Source organism: Mycobacterium sp. E740 (genome assembly GCF_001672895.1).
Classification (GTDB): domain Bacteria; phylum Actinomycetota; class Actinomycetes; order Mycobacteriales; family Mycobacteriaceae; genus Mycobacterium.
This window is the reverse complement of sequence record NZ_LZKP01000171.1, coordinates 1-14,515: the sequence shown is the minus strand read 5'-3', so window position 1 is coordinate 14,515 and position 14,515 is coordinate 1. Positions and strand designations below refer to the sequence as shown.

Genomic DNA, 14,515 nt, shown 5'->3' with positions numbered 1-14,515 from the left:
CGCGGAGTGGCGCAAAGGCCGCCGAGCAGCGTGAGAAGTCCGAACAGTAAGCCTGTCCAAGAAGAAAAGCCCAGCCGTTTCGGCTGGGCTTTTCTCATGTTGTCTCAACTACTGGGCCGTTGCCGGACGGCATCGGGATGCTCTGCGTACCAACGATCTTCGATCTTGCGCACCCGCAGGTGCTCGATGAGCAGCCATCCGCCGCCGATGACGAACAGCGCGGCCGAGCCGCAGCCCAGGCCGATGCCCACCCCGTGATGGCTCGCACCGTGTGCGGCCAGCGCCGAAACGAACAACACCAGGGCCACCCCGATCACGACCAGCCCCGGCAGATTTTTCGTGTCTTTCATCGACTCCCCCGCGTGCGGACGCGTGGTCCTCGCGTGGTCAATGGGATCCTTCGGGCTCTTCATCGGTACTCCTCTCTCGGCATACCCCTGCCCGCAATTGTGGGCTGCTTACCACGGTAGAACTATCCGAGCGCGCGAGAGCGAAATCCGATTACGGCCTCAACGTCACTGGTAGGGCGGGTATTGCCCGCTTCGAAGCGCTCTCGCGAGATGAGCGGCATTGCGCGCCAGCGCGGCCGTGGTCGACGCGACCGCTTCGGGTACCTCGTCGAGGTCCTTGTAGTCCTTGCTCTGCATCGCCTCGCCGGTCCAGTAGGTGCCGCCCTGCGCCGGGATGCTGTAACCGATGTCGTTGAGTCCCTGGAAGCAGTCGGCGATCACCTTGTGCGCGCCGTCCTCGTTCCCGACGACGCCGACGACTGCGACCTTGCCGACCATGACCGGGCGTCCCGCGTCGTCGGTGTTCGACAGTTCGGCGTCGAGTCGTTCCAGCACCCGCTGCGTGACGCTGCAGGGGTGGCCCAACCAGATCGGGGTCGACAGCACCAGGATGTCGGCGCGCAGCAGTTTCTCCCGGATCTGCGGCCATTCGTCACCGTCGCCCATGTCGGCTTCGACGCCCGGTGCGATCGCGAAGTCCACGCATCGCACCGACTCCGTCTCGACGCCTGCGCTGCGCAGGTTTCCGCAGATGTGCTCCGCCATCAGCGCGCTGCTCGACTCCGCCGGACGGGGCTTGAGGCTGCACACCAACGCCACAGCGGTCACCGGCCGGTCGGCATTCGGCACGCTCATCCGCCGAACACCGCAGCGCCGGTGATGGGCGGCATGCTCGTCGTCAGGACGAGCAAGGCCGACGCGACCAGGAACCATCCCGCGCCATGCCACGCTGCCGACATGTCGCCGCGACGCCAGGTCTGGTAGGCGCGCAACAACGCGCGCAGCCCGCCGGCACACAGGACCGCGGGCGCCGCGAGTGCCAAGAGGGTCCGCTGCGGCGCCCCGCATGCGACGCTGTCGGCGGTCGCGCCCTGACAGGTGCTCACCCAGACCGCCGCGGCGAGCAGGAACACCGCTCCGGTGACGCCGATCCCGATCGCGAACCGCACGGCGTCCCGCAGTCCGCTGTCGACTCGTCTCAATTCGCCAGGACCGTGGTACACGACAGATTCTCCGTATTTGCTGTTCAGCCAGCGCCGATCGAATGTGGCGGAGGATTCCCGGCCAACCGCTCGATAAACCTCAGGACCGAACGCGATTGTGCGCGGTCAGCAGCAACCGGTCGTAGGTGGAGCGCGGCGGCAACTCCTCCTCGTAGGTCAGCCCGAGGAAGTCCTCGGCGATTTGCTCGGCGAGTAACCGCAGTTTGGTGTTCGTCTCCTGGGAACGCCACCGGAGCAGTTCGAACGCCGAGTCCGCCGAGATCCGGTAGATCAACATCAGCATGCCTTTGACCTGCTCGATCGGCCCCCGGTTCTCGGCGATCTCGGCGACCGCCGCGCTGACCATCTTGTCGCGTCGTTTCAGAATCGATGGGGTGACATCGACGTAGAACCCGTGGGTGCCGACGACCTCGTCGCTCTCGTCGAAGAGCTGGTCGCCCACGACCACGACGTGGTGCACCTCGCCGTGGGTGTCGATGATCCGGTGCCGCGTGGAGAACGCCCCCGACGTGCGCCGGATCTCGTCGAGCGTCGCGGCCACCTGGCCGTAGTCCTCGGGGTGTTTGTGCGACAGCACGATTTCGGTCGTCGGCCGCGCCGTGCCCGGCTCGTAGCCGTGCATCCGCTCCACTTGCGGGGACCACTCCCAGCGCTCGTCGGCGAAGTAGAACCGGAACCAGCCGACACGGTGCGGATCCCCGCCGGCGAGCGCTTGCTCGACGGGGGTCTGCCCCTCGCCGTCCGCCAGCCCTTCGGTCATGAATCGCAGGTTAACGCGGCCAGCGCGGATAGTGCGTCGCGCCACGTCGAGCATTCGTTTTCCGGACACCCGGCAATCGCGCCGCCGCGATGTCGGTGCGCCGCCCTAGGATCCGTCGCGTGACGCTGAAGGTCTACCTGGCGGCGGCGGCCACGGCGGGCACCGGAGCGTGGCTTGTCGGGGCCGCTCCGCAGTGGAGTGCGGCGCTGGGACTCCTCGCGCCGCTCCTACTCGTCGCCGGTCCGCGCTTCCTGGCGGGCACACTCACGGGCGCGCTGACACCGGCTGCGCGCGAGGACGTCACCGCCCCGATGAGCGGTGCCGAGTTCGAGGATCACGTCGCACGGATCGCCCGGTCCTGCGGCGCACCGGTGATGATGACCGCGGTCACCGGCGACTGGGGCGTCGACATCATCGTCGGCAAGCGGCCGAATCGTCTTGCCATTCAATGCAAACGCCAATCCCGACCCGTCGGTGCGGGCGCCGTGCAGGAGGTGGTGGCCGGTGCGCCGATGCAGGACTGCACCATGACCATGGTCGTCACCAACCACGAATTCACCCCGGCTGCACGGAAACTCGCCGAGCTGCACGGTTGTGAGCTGGTCGGCGGCGCCGAGCTGCCCCGATTGCGTGCCACGATCCGGCGGCTGCTGGACCCGTCGGTGCCGCCGAGGGTCAGCTGAGCGTGTCGCCACCGGCGCGGCCCGGTGTCAGAGGATCGGCCTGCCGCCGGTCACCGCGATCCGTGCGCCCGTGACGTAACTGGACTCGTCGGAGGCCAGCATCACGTACACGGGAGCCAGTTCGACGGGTTGACCGGCACGGCCGAGCGGGGTGTCATCGCCGAACGACTTCACTTTCTCGTTCGGCATGGTCGCCGGGATCAACGGCGTCCAGATGGGGCCGGGCGCCACGCTGTTCGACCGGATTCCCTTCTCCCCCAACAACTGTGCCAGGCTGGCGGAGAAGTTGGCGATTGCCGCTTTGGTCGCCGCGTACGGGGCCAGCGTCGGGCTGGGCATGTCGGAGTTCACCGACGAGCTGCCGATGATCGACGCGCCCGAATCCATGTGTGGCAACGCCGCCTTGACGAGATGGAAGTAGTGCCCGACGTTGAGGCGGAACGTGTAATCCCATTCCTCGTCGCTGATCTCGTCGAGGCTCTCGTGCGTCATCTGGTAGGCGGCGTTGATCACGAGCACGTCGATCCCGCCGAACGCGTCGACGGCCTTGCCGATCACGGCGCGGCAGTGTGCGGGCTCGGAGAGGTCGCCTCCCACCAGCACGCACTTGCGGCCCGCCTCCTCGACGTGCTGCTTGACCTCCGCGGCGTCACCGTCCTCGTTGAGGTAGGCGATCAGCACGTCGGCGCCTTCACGCGCGTACGCGATCGCGACGGCGCGGCCGATCCCGCTGTCGCCGCCGGTGATCACCGCCCGCTTGCCGGTAAGCCGTCCCGAGCCGCGGTAGCTCGTCTCCCCGCAGTCGGGTACCGGGTCCATCTCGCTCTGCACGCCGGGCGGGGACTGCTGCTGTTCAGGAAAACCCATCGACGAACCTCTCGTAGGCGTGAAATGACTTGCCGCGGGGTTACCCACCCAGCGCGCGAATACGCAGCGCGCAGGCGATCGCGTCGACGGTCCTGTTTGACATGTGTTCACTAGGATGAGCGCATGGCTGAGTCCCGACGACGGCTCTCACCCGCCGACCGCCGCAACGAGCTGCTCCTGCTCGGCGCGGAGGTGTTCGGCCAGCGGCCCTACGACGAGGTGCGCGTCGACGAGATCGCGGAGCGGGCCGGGGTGTCGCGCGCGCTGATGTACCACTACTTCCCCGACAAGCGCGCGTTCTTCGCGGCGGTGGTGCGCGCCGAGGGCGAGCGACTGTTCGAAGCCACCAACACCCCGCCGCGGCCGGGGCAGAGCCTGTTCGACCAGGTCCGCGAAGGCGTGCTGGCCTACCTGCGCTACGACGACGAGCATCCGCACGGCGCGTGGGCGGCGTACGTCGGCATGGGCCGCTCGGACCCGGTGCTGCGTGGCATCGAGGACATCGACAACGACCGGCAGGCCGACCGGATCCTGGCGCGCATCCACACCGCGCTGGGTGACGACCTCGACTCCAAAGTGGAGCGCGACCTGCGCGTCACCGTCTACGGCTGGCTGGCGTTGACCTTCGAGATGTGCAGGCAGCGGCTCATCGACCCGTCGATCGATGCCGGCCAGCTCGCTGACGCGTCCGCGCACAGCCTGCTCGATGCGATCGGCCGGGTGCCCGGCGTTCCTTCCGCTCTGCGCGAAGCCGTCTCCCCCGACCGCCGCTAGCCACGGACTTGTCACACCCGGTTGGCACCATGGAGGCGATGAGTACCAGCACCGGCCTCGCCCGGTTCAGCGACCTGACCCGCGTGTGGTTCACCGGGACGTTCGCCGAGCCGACGCCCGCCCAGGCGCAAGCCTGGTCGGCGATCGCCGACGGTGACAACACGCTGGTCATCGCCCCGACGGGCTCGGGCAAGACGCTGGCGGCGTTCCTGTGGGCCATCGATCGGTTGGCATCCGAACCCGATCCGGCCCGCACCGGGACCAGGGTGCTGTATGTATCGCCGCTCAAGGCGCTGGCCGTCGACGTGGAGCGCAACCTGCGCACGCCGCTGACCGGCATCGCCCGCGTCGCCGAGCGAAGCGGCGTGCCGGCGCCGGAGATCAGCGTCGGCGTGCGCTCCGGTGACACCTCGCCCGCGGCGCGCCGCGAACTGATCGCCCGGCCGCCCGACATCCTGATCACCACGCCCGAATCGCTGTTCCTGATGCTGACGTCCGCAGCGCGCGACACGCTGGCGAACGTGCAGACGGTCATCGTCGACGAGGTGCACGCCGTCGCGGCCACCAAACGCGGTGCCCACCTCGCGCTGTCGCTCGAGCGCCTCGACCAGATACTGGACAAGCCCGCCCAGCGGATCGGGCTGTCGGCGACCGTGCGCCCGCCCGAAGAGGTGGCGCGGTTCCTGTCCGGGCAGGCCCGCACGACGATCGTCGCGCCACCGGCGGCCAAGACGTTCGACCTATCGGTCCAGGTGCCGGTGCCCGACATGGCCAACCTCGAGAACAACACGATCTGGCCCGACGTCGAAGAGCGCATCGTCGACCTGATCGAGGCGCACAACTCGTCGATCGTGTTCGCCAACTCGCGCCGCCTCGCCGAACGGCTGACGTCGCGGCTCAACGAGATTCACGCCGAACGAGCCGGCGTCGAGCTCGAGACCGGACCCAATACCGGGGTCGCGGGCGGCTCACCGGCTCATATCATGGGCAGCGGTCAGGCATCCGGCGCGCCGACGCTGCTCGCTCGCGCGCATCACGGTTCGGTCAGCAAGGAACAGCGGGCGATCGTCGAGGACGACCTCAAGAGCGGCAGGCTTAAAGCCGTCGTCGCGACGTCGAGCCTGGAGCTGGGCATCGACATGGGAGCCGTCGACCTTGTGATCCAGGTCGAGGCTCCGCCGTCGGTGGCCAGCGGTCTGCAGCGCATCGGCCGCGCCGGCCACCAGGTCGGCGAGGTCTCCCAAGGCGTGCTGTTCCCGAAGCACCGCACCGATCTGATCGGCTGCGCGGTGACGGTCAAGCGCATGCTCGCCGGCGAGATCGAGACGATGCGGGTGCCGGCCAACCCGCTCGACGTGCTGGCCCAGCACACGGTCGCGGCGTGTGCGCTCGAGCCTGTCGACGCCGACCACTGGTTCGACGCGGTGCGGCGCAGCGCCCCCTTCGCGACCCTGCCGCGCAGCGCATTCGAGGCGACGCTGGACCTGCTGAGCGGCAAGTACCCGTCGACAGAGTTCGCCGGGTTGCGGCCGCGCCTGGTCTACGACCGCGACACCGGCACCTTGACCGCCAGGCCCGGCGCGCAGCGGCTCGCGGTCACCAGCGGCGGCGCGATCCCCGACCGCGGGCTGTTCACGGTGTACCTGGCCACCGACTCCGAAAAGCCTTCCAGGGTAGGTGAACTCGACGAGGAGATGGTCTACGAGTCGCGGCCCGGTGACGTGATCTCGCTGGGCGCCACGAGCTGGCGGATCACCGAGATCACCCATGACCGGGTGCTGGTGGTCCCGGCGCCCGGGCAGCCGGCGAGGCTGCCGTTCTGGCGCGGCGACGGCGTCGGGCGGCCCGCCGAACTGGGCGCGGCGGTCGGCGCCTACACCGGTGAGCTCGCCCGCCTCGGCCGCGAAGAGTTCGAGCAGCGCTGTCGCACAATGGGCTTCGACGAGTTCGCCGCCGACAACCTGTGGCAGCTGATCGACGACCAGCGCCAGGCCACCGGTGTCGTGCCGTCGGACACCACGTTCGTCGTCGAACGCTTCCGCGACGAACTGGGCGACTGGCGCGTCATCCTGCACTCGCCCTACGGCCTGCGGGTGCACGGCCCGCTCGCGCTGGCCGTGGCCCGGCGCCTGCGTGAGCGCTACGGCATCGAGGAAAAGCCCACCGCGTCCGACGACGGCATCATCGTGCGGCTGCCCGACACCGAAGACGCACCACCGGGAGCCGACCTGTTCGTGTTCGACGCCGACGAGGTCGAGCCGATCGTCACCGCCGAGGTCGGCGGTTCGGCGCTGTTCGCATCGAGGTTCCGTGAATGTGCCGCGCGCGCACTGCTTTTGCCGCGCCGCCATCCCGGCAAACGCTCACCGCTGTGGCACCAGCGCCAGCGCGCCGCGCAGTTGCTCGACGTCGCGCGCAAGTACCCCGACTTCCCGATCGTGCTCGAGGCGGTGCGGGAATGCCTACAGGACGTGTACGACGTGCCGGCGCTGACCGAGCTGATGCACCGGGTAGCGCAGCGCCGGTTGCGCATCGTCGAGGTCGAGACCGCCACTCCGTCGCCGTTCGCCGCGTCGCTGCTGTTCGGCTACGTCGGCGCGTTCATGTACGAGGGCGACAGCCCGCTGGCCGAACGACGGGCCGCGGCGCTGTCGTTGGACAGCGTCCTGCTCGCCGAGTTGCTGGGCCGGGTGGAGCTGCGCGAGTTGCTCGACCCGCAGGTCATCGAGAGCACCACCCGGCAGCTCCAGCATCTGTCCGAGGACCGCCGCGCCCGCGACGCCGAGGGGATCGCCGACCTGCTGCGGCTGCTGGGCCCGCTGACGGAGGCCGAGATCGTCGAGCGGACCACGACGCCGGACGTGGGCGGGTGGCTCGACGGGCTGCGCGGCGCGAAGCGCGCGCTCAACGTCAGCTTCGCCGACCAAACGTGGTGGGTCGCCATCGAGGACATCGGCCTGCTGCGCGACGGGGTGGGCGTCGCGGTTCCCGTCGGCGTGCCGACGGTGTTCACCGAATCGGTCGACGATCCGCTCGGCGAACTGCTCGGCCGCTATGCGCGCACCCGTGGACCGTTCACCACCCACGACGCGGCCGCCCGGTTCGGCTTGGGCCTTCGGGTTACCGCAGATGTGCTGGGCCGAATGGCCATCGACGGCAAGCTGATTCGCGGCGAGTTCGCCAGCGCCGCCCCCGACAGCGAACAGTGGTGCGACTCCGAGGTGCTCAAGATCCTACGGCGCCGCTCGCTGGCCGCATTGCGCGCGCAGATCGAACCGGTCAGCACCGCTGCTTACGGCCGGTTCCTGCCCGCGTGGCAGTTGGTCGGCTCGGCCCACAACGCGGGGGTCGACGGCCTCGCCGCGGTGATCGAACAGCTTGCGGGGGTGCCGATTCCGGCTTCTGCGGTCGAACCGCTCGTGTTCGGCCAACGCGTCCGCGACTATCAGCCCGCGCTGCTCGACGAACTGCTGGCGTCCGGTGAGGTGACGTGGTCGGGTGCCGGGCAGATAGGCGGCGGCCCGCTCACTTCGGATGGGTGGATCGCGTTCCATCCAGCCGAGTCGGCGCCGTTGACGTTGGCCCCTCCCGCCGAGATCGAGTTCACCGAGACCCATCGCGCGATCCTCGAAACGCTCGATGGTGGCGGCGCCTTCTTCTTCCGTCAGCTCGCCGACAACCCCACCGAGGAGCACAAGCGCGCGCTCTGGGAGCTGATCTGGGCGGGCCGAGTCACCGGTGACACGTTCGCGCCCGTGCGCGCATTGCTCATGGGCACCCGCGGTACGGCGGGCCGGCGAAGCGCACCCGCGCACCGGCAGCGCCAGCGGGCCCCGCGGCTGAGCCGCTACAGCATCGCGCACGCCCAGACCCGCAACGCCGACCCGACCGTGGCGGGCCGCTGGTCAGCGCTGCCGGCTGCGGAACCGGAATCGACCGTGAGCGCGCACTTTCACGCCGAGCTGCTGCTAAGCCGCCACGGCGTGTTGACCAAGGGGGCGGTCGGCGCGGAGGGCGTGCCGGGTGGTTTCGCGATGCTCTACAAAGTGCTGACCGCCTTCGAGGACGCCGGTCGCTGCCAGCGCGGGTATTTCGTCGAGTCGTTGGGTGGAGCGCAGTTCGCGGTGGCCTCGACGGTCGACCGGTTGCGCACCTACCTCGACGGGGTGGACCAGCAGCACCACCGCGAGTACCACGCGGTGGTGCTGGCGGCGGCCGACCCGGCCAACCCGTACGGCGCCGCGCTGCCGTGGCCGGCCAAGCGATCCGACGAGGACATCGCGCACCGGCCGGGTCGCAAAGCGGGCGCGCTGGTCGCGATCGTCGACGGCGAACTGGTGTGGTTCCTCGAACGCGGGGGCCGCTCGCTGCTGTCCTTCACCGGCGATGCCGAGGCGCACATCGCCGCGGCCGCAACCCTCGCCGACCTCGTCGGCAGCGGTCGGGTCGGCTCGTTCCTCGTCGAGAAGGTCAACGGTGTGCCGGTGCTCGAACCGGGCGCCGAAGGTGAGCGCGCGGCGGTGCACGACGCGCTGCTGGGTGCGGGCTTCGCCCGGACCCCCCGCGGCCTGCGGCTACGCTGACGCATGCCCGAAGGCGACACGGTCTACCGCACGGCCGCCAAGCTGCGCGAGGCGCTGGAGGGCAAGGAACTCACCCGCTGCGACGTCCGGGTGCCGAAGTTCGCGACAGTGGACCTGACCGGGTGCGTGGTCGACGAAGTGCTGAGCCGCGGCAAGCACTTGTTCATCCGCGTCGCGGACGCGAGCATCCATTCGCACCTCAAAATGGAGGGCGCGTGGCTGATCGGCGGCCAGATCCGCCGTGTGCCGGAGCACAAGATCCGAATCCTGCTGCACACCAGCGACTCTCGTGTCGCGGGTGTCGATCTCGGCGTGCTGGAGATCCTGCGACGCGAACACGACATGGAGGCCGTCGCTCATCTCGGCCCGGACCTGCTCGGCGACGACTGGGAACCGCGCGTCGCCCGCGCCAACCTCGTCGCCGATCCCGACCGGCCGCTCGCCGAGGCCTTGTTGGATCAACGCGTGATGGCGGGAGTCGGGAACGTCTACGCGAACGAACTGTGCTTTGTCACCGGCTACCTGCCGACCACCGCCGTGCGCAATGTCAAAGACCCGCTGCGGATGGTGCAGCGGGCCAGGGACATGTTGTGGCTGAACAGGTCTCGCGTCAACCGCACCACCACCGGCGACACCCGCGGCGGCCATGACCTGTGGGTCTACGGCCGCCGCGGTAAGCCGTGTCGCCGGTGCGGGACTCCGATCGAGTCCGACAGCAGCGGTGATCGCGTCTCCTATTGGTGTCCGGCCTGCCAGACCTAGGGCTCAGTTCGGCGGCTCAGCCCGGCAGGGCCAGCTTGACGATCTTGCGCACCACGGTCGCGAACTGCCGCGGCAGCGAACCCTTGTTGTAGGGGATGCCGTAGCGAGTGCAGATCTCCTTGACCTCCTCGGAGATCTCGGCGTGGCGGTGGGCCGGGATGTCGGGAAACAGGTGGTGCTCGATCTGGAACGACAAGTTGCCGCTCAGGATGTGAAAGAGCTTGCCCCCCGTCAGGTTCGCCGAGCCCAGCACCTGGCGGAAGTACCACTGCCCGCGCGTCTCGGCCTTGGTCTCCTCGACGGAGAACTCCTGGACGTCGTCCGGGAAATGTCCGCAGAAGATGATCATGTACGACCACACGTTGCGCATCAGGTTCGCGGTGAGGTTGCCCGCCAGGACCCATGGCGCGAACGGCCCGGCCAGCAACGGGAATGCGACGTAGTCCTTGAGCGTCTGGCGTTTGGTCTTGCGCCAGATGCCCTCGAGAATCTCGCGTTTGTCGGCGATCGTGATCTCGCCGGCGCGGATGCGTTCGGTCTCGAGTTCGTGCAACGCGACCCCGTACTGGAACAGCACCATCAACAGGAACGCGTAGACCGGGTTGCCGAGGAAGTACGGCGTCCACTTCTGGTCCTTGCTCATCCGCAGGATGCCGTAGCCGACGTCGCGGTCCATGCCGACGATGTTGGTGTAGGTGTGGTGCATGTAGTTGTGCGAGTGGCGCCACTGGTCGGCCGGGCAGGCGGTGTCCCACTCGAACTTCTTGCCCGACAACGCCGGATCGCCCATCCAGTCGTACTGACCGTGCATGACGTTGTGGCCGATCTCCATGTTGTCGAGGATCTTCGACAGGCCCAGCATCGTGGTGCCCGCCAGCCAGAACGGCGGAAAGATCCCGCTGAACAACAGAACTCGGCCACCGATCTCGAGAGTGCGCTGCGCCTTGATGACCCGGCGGATGTAGGTGGCGTCGCGCTCGCCGAGGTCGGCGATGACCCGTTCTTTGAGCGCGTCGAGTTCCCGCCCGAATGCCTCGGCCTGTTCGGGGGTCAGGCTTATCGTCTTGCCTGCGACGGTCTTCTCGAGGGTGCGCGGCTGTGGGGCCGTGACAGTGGTGGTGGCGGTGGTGACAGTCATCGTGTGACTCCTTTCTTACAGCGCGATGTCGACGTCGCCGACGGGGGCGGACACACAGATCTGGATGTCCTCCTCGTCGGCGCTCGACACCGCACCGGTGATCAGGTTCTTGACCGCGCCGCGGGTCTTGCGGCGAGTACAGCTGTGGCAGATGCCCATTCGGCATCCGCTCTCCGGGTTGAGCCCGGCGGCTTCGGCCTGCTCGAGCAGCGGGCGGCCGTCGTCGGCCACCGCGACGCTGCTCTCAGTGAAGGCGACCAGGCCGCCCGACGCCTCGGCCGGCGCCAACTCGGGTGGAACGAAGCTCTCGGACCGGGCGTTCGGGCAGTGCGCCCGCACCGCCTCGACCAGTTCGGGCGGACCGCAAACGAACACCGCGTCGGGCTCCGGCATGGCGGCGGCCAGATGCGCGGGCCCGAATCGGCCCTCGAGATCCGAGCCGGCCGTCTCGCGGGTGTACCCGTGCAGCACCCGCACTTCGGGCATCGCTGCGAGCTCGGCTCGGTAGCAGGCCTCGTCGGCCGAACGCGCGTAGTGCACGAAAGCGACTTCGCCATCGAAGCGCTGGGCGCGCAGCGTCCGCAACATCGACATGACCGGGGTGAGGCCGCTGCCGCCGGACACGAACAGGATGCGCCGCGGCCGGGTGGCTGGTAGCAGAAAGTCGCCGTCCACCGAGTCGAGGCCGACCACCATGCCGGGCCGGGCGTGGTCACACAGGTAGGTCGAGACCAGACCGCCGTCGTGGCGACCGACGGTCAGCTCGAGCTGGGCGGCGCCTTCGGCGCTGGCCGGCGAATAGGGGCGGGTGCGACGACGGCCGTCGATCTCCACTGTCAGGTTGATGTGCTGGCCGGCCCGATGTCCGGTGAACGCCTGATTCGGCGCGAGGGTGAGGGTCACGCTGCGCGGGGTCTGCCGTCGCACGGCGACCACCTCGGCGCGGGCGTCGCCTCGACTCCAGGTGGGCGCTACGAGCTCGGTGTATCGGTCTACGCCGTGGGGCCCGGTGAGCAGGTCTGCCAGCGGTGACCGCAGCGCCCTGTCCCAGATCCCCCGGGTCAAAGTTTGAGTGAACATATGTACACCATGCGCGCATGACACTGCATCAGTCAATAGTTCCGACGCTGGTTGTGGTACCTTTCACATAGTGAACGGTCGTACGCCTAGCTCACGAACGAGCCGGTCGAGCCGATCGGGTAAATCGCGCTCCCGGGAGCCGTCGCGGGCGACGTTGACGCGCGAGGAGCGCAAGGAAGCCACCCGGCGCGCGATCGTCGCTGCCGCCCTGCAACTGCTCGAGGACCGCAGCTTCTCGGCGCTGAGCCTGCGCGAGGTCACCCGGGAGGCGGGCATCGTGCCCGCCGCCTTCTACCGGCATTTCGAGTCGATGGAAGCGCTCGGCCTGGTGCTCATCGACGAGTCGTTCCGCAGCCTGCGCGAGATGCTGCGCGGCGCGCGCACCGGCAAGCTCGACCCCAAGCGCGTCATCGAGTCCAGCGTCGACATCCTCATCGACGGGGTGAACGAGCGTCGTGAGCATTGGCGGTTCATCGGCCGCGAACGCAACAGCGGGGTGAGCGTGCTGCGGTACGCGATCCGCACCGAGATCCGGCTGATCACCTCGGAGTTGGCGATCGACCTGGCCCGGTTCCCCGGTTTGCACACCTGGAGTGCCGAGGACCTCAACATCCTGGCGAGCTTGTTCGTCAACGCGATGATCGTGATCGCCGAGGCCATCGAGGACGCTCACGACCAGGCCGCGCTCGACGAGATCAAACGGGTGGCCGTCAAACAGCTGCGGATGATCGTGGTCGGCGTCGCGGGGTGGCGCAGCAGCGCCTGACCGCGGGCTAGCGTGTGCGCATGCCGCATCTCGAACTGCACCACCCCCGCCCCGACATCGCCGTGCTCACGCTGAACCGGCCCGAAAAGCTCAACGCCCTCTCCTATGAACTCGTCGAGGATCTGCACGCCACGCTCGGGCGGATCGGCGCGGACAACGACTGTCGTGTCGTGGTCCTCACCGGCGCCGGACGCGGCTTCTGTTCGGGTCTCGACCTGACCGACCCCCACCCCGACAAAGCCGGTGGCGGAACGGAGTTCCCGCGCTCGGGCATGCGATGGCAGGAGCGCATCGCCGACCTGACAACGCGGATCCACCGGCTGCGGCAACCCGTCATCGCCGCGGTCAACGGCGTCGCCTACGGAGGCGGGATGGGCATCGCACTGGCCTGCGACATCCGCGTCGCCGCGGAATCCGCCCGCTTCTGCACACAGTTCATCAAGCTCGGCCTGGGCGGCTGCGACATCGGGGTCAGCTACACACTCCCGCGGATCGTCGGCGCCGGCCCCGCGTTCGACCTCATCCTCACCGCGCGCGCGGTCGAGGCGCCCGAGGCGCTGCGACTCGGCCTGGTCTCACGCCTCTCGTCCGACGGGTCGGTTGTCGACGACGCCGTCGCGATCGCCGAAACCCTGTGCGGATACGGCAAGTTCGGCGTCGAGTCCACCAAGCAGGTGCTCTGGGCGAACCTCGAGGCGTCGAGCCTGGAGGCGGCGCTGCACTTGGAGAACCGCAGCCAGATCCTGTCCTCGACCAGCGGTGAGATGCGCCAAGCTAGCGAGGCGTTCCGCCACCGTCCACGATCATGACCGCGCCGGTGATGTAGCTGCCTGCGTCGGAGGCCAACAGCAGCGCGGTGCCGACCATCTCGTCGGGCGAGGCCAGCCGCTTCAAGAACGTGCTGCGGGCCATCCCGTCGATCGCCTTCTGCGGGTTGTTGCGCATCATGTCGGTGTCGACGGGACCGGGTGCGATCGCGTTGACCCGGATACCGGACGGCGCGAACTCGGCAGCCATCGATCGGGTGAACGACATCAGCGCGGCCTTGTTGGCGGAGTAGATCGAAGTCATCGCCGAGAAGTTGAACGCGCCGACCGAAACCATGTTGATCACCGACGCCTTCGCGCTCGCCTTGAGATGGGGCAACGCCGCCTGCACCAGGAACACCGGCCCGCGCAGGTTCACCTCGAACGACTTGGTCAGCGCGTCCGCAGTCATCTCGCCCAGTGGCTGCGCCAAAGCGTTCGCGGCGTTGTTGACCACGACGTCGAGACCGCCGTACTCGTCGACGGTCCGCTGCACCAGCGCCTCGAGGGCGTCGACGTCGCCGAGGTGGGTCGGCACTCCGATCGCTTGACCGCCCAGGTCCCGCAGGTGCTGCGCGGCCCGCTCACAGGCGTCGGGTTTGCGGCTGGCCACCACGACTCGGGCGCCGGCGAGCACGAATCCCTCAGCCAGGGCCAGCCCGATGCCCCTGGTGCCGCCCGTGACGATCACGGTGCGGCCGGTCATGTCGAAGAGTCGGTCGATGGCCCGCACGGCGGCCTGCAGAGGGCGCAGCTCGTCAGGCGTCACCAACGAGATCCAGG

General features: G+C 68.7%; 14 protein-coding genes. 6 read left to right on the top strand and 8 right to left on the bottom strand.

All coding sequences use genetic code 11. The annotated features are described in order from the left end of the window. Window positions 1-104: 104 nt before the first annotated feature. From usfY to A5663_RS16060, 4 genes are all read right to left on the bottom strand, one after another. The gene (usfY, locus tag A5663_RS16075) at window positions 105-413 is read right to left on the bottom strand and encodes a protein UsfY (protein ID WP_068151040.1); all 309 of its coding nucleotides are present in this window, start codon (window positions 411-413) and stop codon (window positions 105-107) included. A 102-nt stretch (window positions 414-515) separates the two neighbouring features. After that, the gene (locus A5663_RS16070; RefSeq protein WP_068151037.1) at window positions 516-1,145 is read right to left on the bottom strand and encodes a flavodoxin family protein; all 630 of its coding nucleotides are present in this window, start codon (window positions 1,143-1,145) and stop codon (window positions 516-518) included. Then, on the bottom strand, window positions 1,142-1,513 hold the full coding sequence (locus A5663_RS16065; protein WP_068151034.1) for a hypothetical protein: 372 nt from the start codon (window positions 1,511-1,513) through the stop codon (window positions 1,142-1,144). The genes A5663_RS16070 and A5663_RS16065 overlap by 4 nt, the downstream gene beginning before the upstream one ends. 79 nt (window positions 1,514-1,592) lie before the next feature. Then, window positions 1,593-2,273, bottom strand: a complete 681-nt coding sequence (locus A5663_RS16060) for a PAS and ANTAR domain-containing protein (RefSeq protein ID WP_068151049.1) — start codon at window positions 2,271-2,273, stop codon at window positions 1,593-1,595. Window positions 2,274-2,362: 89 nt separating this feature from the next. Between A5663_RS16060 and A5663_RS16055 the strand changes: the two genes are divergently transcribed. After that, window positions 2,363-2,956, top strand: coding sequence for a restriction endonuclease (locus A5663_RS16055; RefSeq protein WP_068151031.1), 594 nt, complete (start codon window positions 2,363-2,365; stop codon window positions 2,954-2,956). A 27-nt stretch (window positions 2,957-2,983) separates the two neighbouring features. Here the strand turns inward: A5663_RS16055 and A5663_RS16050 are convergent, their stop codons facing one another. Further along, window positions 2,984-3,823, bottom strand: coding sequence for an SDR family oxidoreductase (locus tag A5663_RS16050; RefSeq protein WP_068151029.1), 840 nt, complete (start codon window positions 3,821-3,823; stop codon window positions 2,984-2,986). A gap of 123 nt (window positions 3,824-3,946) precedes the next feature. Here A5663_RS16050 and A5663_RS16045 point away from each other — a divergent pair, with 123 nt between their 5' ends. Genes A5663_RS16045 through nei2 form a run of 3 tightly spaced genes read left to right on the top strand, consistent with a single transcriptional unit; the run spans window position 3,947 to window position 9,942 of the window. Then, complete coding sequence (locus A5663_RS16045; protein ID WP_068151026.1) at window positions 3,947-4,597, top strand: TetR/AcrR family transcriptional regulator; 651 nt, start codon at window positions 3,947-3,949, stop codon at window positions 4,595-4,597. Between the two features lie 38 nt (window positions 4,598-4,635). Beyond that, window positions 4,636-9,180: an ATP-dependent helicase gene (locus A5663_RS16040; protein WP_068151046.1), complete on the top strand. Its 4,545-nt coding sequence runs from the start codon at window positions 4,636-4,638 to the stop codon at window positions 9,178-9,180. A 3-nt stretch (window positions 9,181-9,183) separates the two neighbouring features. After that, a complete protein-coding gene (gene nei2, locus A5663_RS16035) occupies window positions 9,184-9,942 on the top strand; it encodes an endonuclease VIII Nei2 (protein WP_068151022.1) in 759 nt (252 codons plus the stop codon). 16 nt (window positions 9,943-9,958) lie between these two features. Here nei2 and A5663_RS16030 read toward each other — a convergent pair whose 3' ends face one another. Continuing rightward, complete coding sequence (locus tag A5663_RS16030) at window positions 9,959-11,080, bottom strand: acyl-CoA desaturase (protein WP_068151019.1); 1,122 nt, start codon at window positions 11,078-11,080, stop codon at window positions 9,959-9,961. Between the two features lie 15 nt (window positions 11,081-11,095). After that, entirely contained in the window at window positions 11,096-12,160 is a 1,065-nt protein-coding gene (locus tag A5663_RS16025; protein ID WP_068151015.1) for a ferredoxin reductase, read from the bottom strand. 70 nt (window positions 12,161-12,230) lie between these two features. On the opposite strand from A5663_RS16025, the gene A5663_RS16020 reads away from it, so the two are divergent. Beyond that, window positions 12,231-12,926, top strand: a complete 696-nt coding sequence (locus tag A5663_RS16020) for a TetR family transcriptional regulator (RefSeq protein WP_068151013.1) — start codon at window positions 12,231-12,233, stop codon at window positions 12,924-12,926. Between the two features lie 20 nt (window positions 12,927-12,946). After that, window positions 12,947-13,735 (top strand): enoyl-CoA hydratase/isomerase family protein, encoded by a 789-nt coding sequence (locus A5663_RS16015; RefSeq protein ID WP_068151011.1) that lies wholly within the window; start codon window positions 12,947-12,949, stop codon window positions 13,733-13,735. On the opposite strand, the gene A5663_RS16010 is transcribed toward A5663_RS16015, so the two are convergent. After that, window positions 13,701-14,438 carry an SDR family NAD(P)-dependent oxidoreductase gene (locus A5663_RS16010; protein WP_068151043.1) on the bottom strand — a complete coding sequence of 246 codons (738 nt, stop codon included), beginning with the start codon at window positions 14,436-14,438 and terminating at the stop codon, window positions 13,701-13,703. The two genes, A5663_RS16015 and A5663_RS16010, sit on opposite strands and share 35 nt — an antisense overlap. Window positions 14,439-14,515 lie beyond the last annotated feature (77 nt).

What these genes read in the sequence shown, in the direction of transcription:
- A5663_RS16070 (WP_068151037.1), bottom strand. Translation starts at nt 1,145, where the DNA reads ATGAGCGTGCCGAATGCCGACCGGCCGGTGACCGCTGTGGCGTTGGTG.
- A5663_RS16040 (WP_068151046.1), top strand. Translation starts at nt 4,636, where the DNA reads ATGAGTACCAGCACCGGCCTCGCCCGGTTCAGCGACCTGACCCGCGTG.
- A5663_RS16010 (WP_068151043.1), bottom strand. Translation starts at nt 14,438, where the DNA reads ATGACCGGCCGCACCGTGATCGTCACGGGCGGCACCAGGGGCATCGGG.
- A5663_RS16050 (WP_068151029.1), bottom strand. Translation starts at nt 3,823, where the DNA reads ATGGGTTTTCCTGAACAGCAGCAGTCCCCGCCCGGCGTGCAGAGCGAG.
- A5663_RS16015 (WP_068151011.1), top strand. Translation starts at nt 12,947, where the DNA reads ATGCCGCATCTCGAACTGCACCACCCCCGCCCCGACATCGCCGTGCTC.
- nei2 (WP_068151022.1), top strand. Translation starts at nt 9,184, where the DNA reads ATGCCCGAAGGCGACACGGTCTACCGCACGGCCGCCAAGCTGCGCGAG.
- A5663_RS16060 (WP_068151049.1), bottom strand. Translation starts at nt 2,273, where the DNA reads ATGACCGAAGGGCTGGCGGACGGCGAGGGGCAGACCCCCGTCGAGCAA.
- A5663_RS16055 (WP_068151031.1), top strand. Translation starts at nt 2,363, where the DNA reads ATGTCGGTGCGCCGCCCTAGGATCCGTCGCGTGACGCTGAAGGTCTAC.
- usfY (WP_068151040.1), bottom strand. Translation starts at nt 413, where the DNA reads ATGAAGAGCCCGAAGGATCCCATTGACCACGCGAGGACCACGCGTCCG.
- A5663_RS16045 (WP_068151026.1), top strand. Translation starts at nt 3,947, where the DNA reads ATGGCTGAGTCCCGACGACGGCTCTCACCCGCCGACCGCCGCAACGAG.
- A5663_RS16030 (WP_068151019.1), bottom strand. Translation starts at nt 11,080, where the DNA reads ATGACTGTCACCACCGCCACCACCACTGTCACGGCCCCACAGCCGCGC.
- A5663_RS16025 (WP_068151015.1), bottom strand. Translation starts at nt 12,160, where the DNA reads ATGTTCACTCAAACTTTGACCCGGGGGATCTGGGACAGGGCGCTGCGG.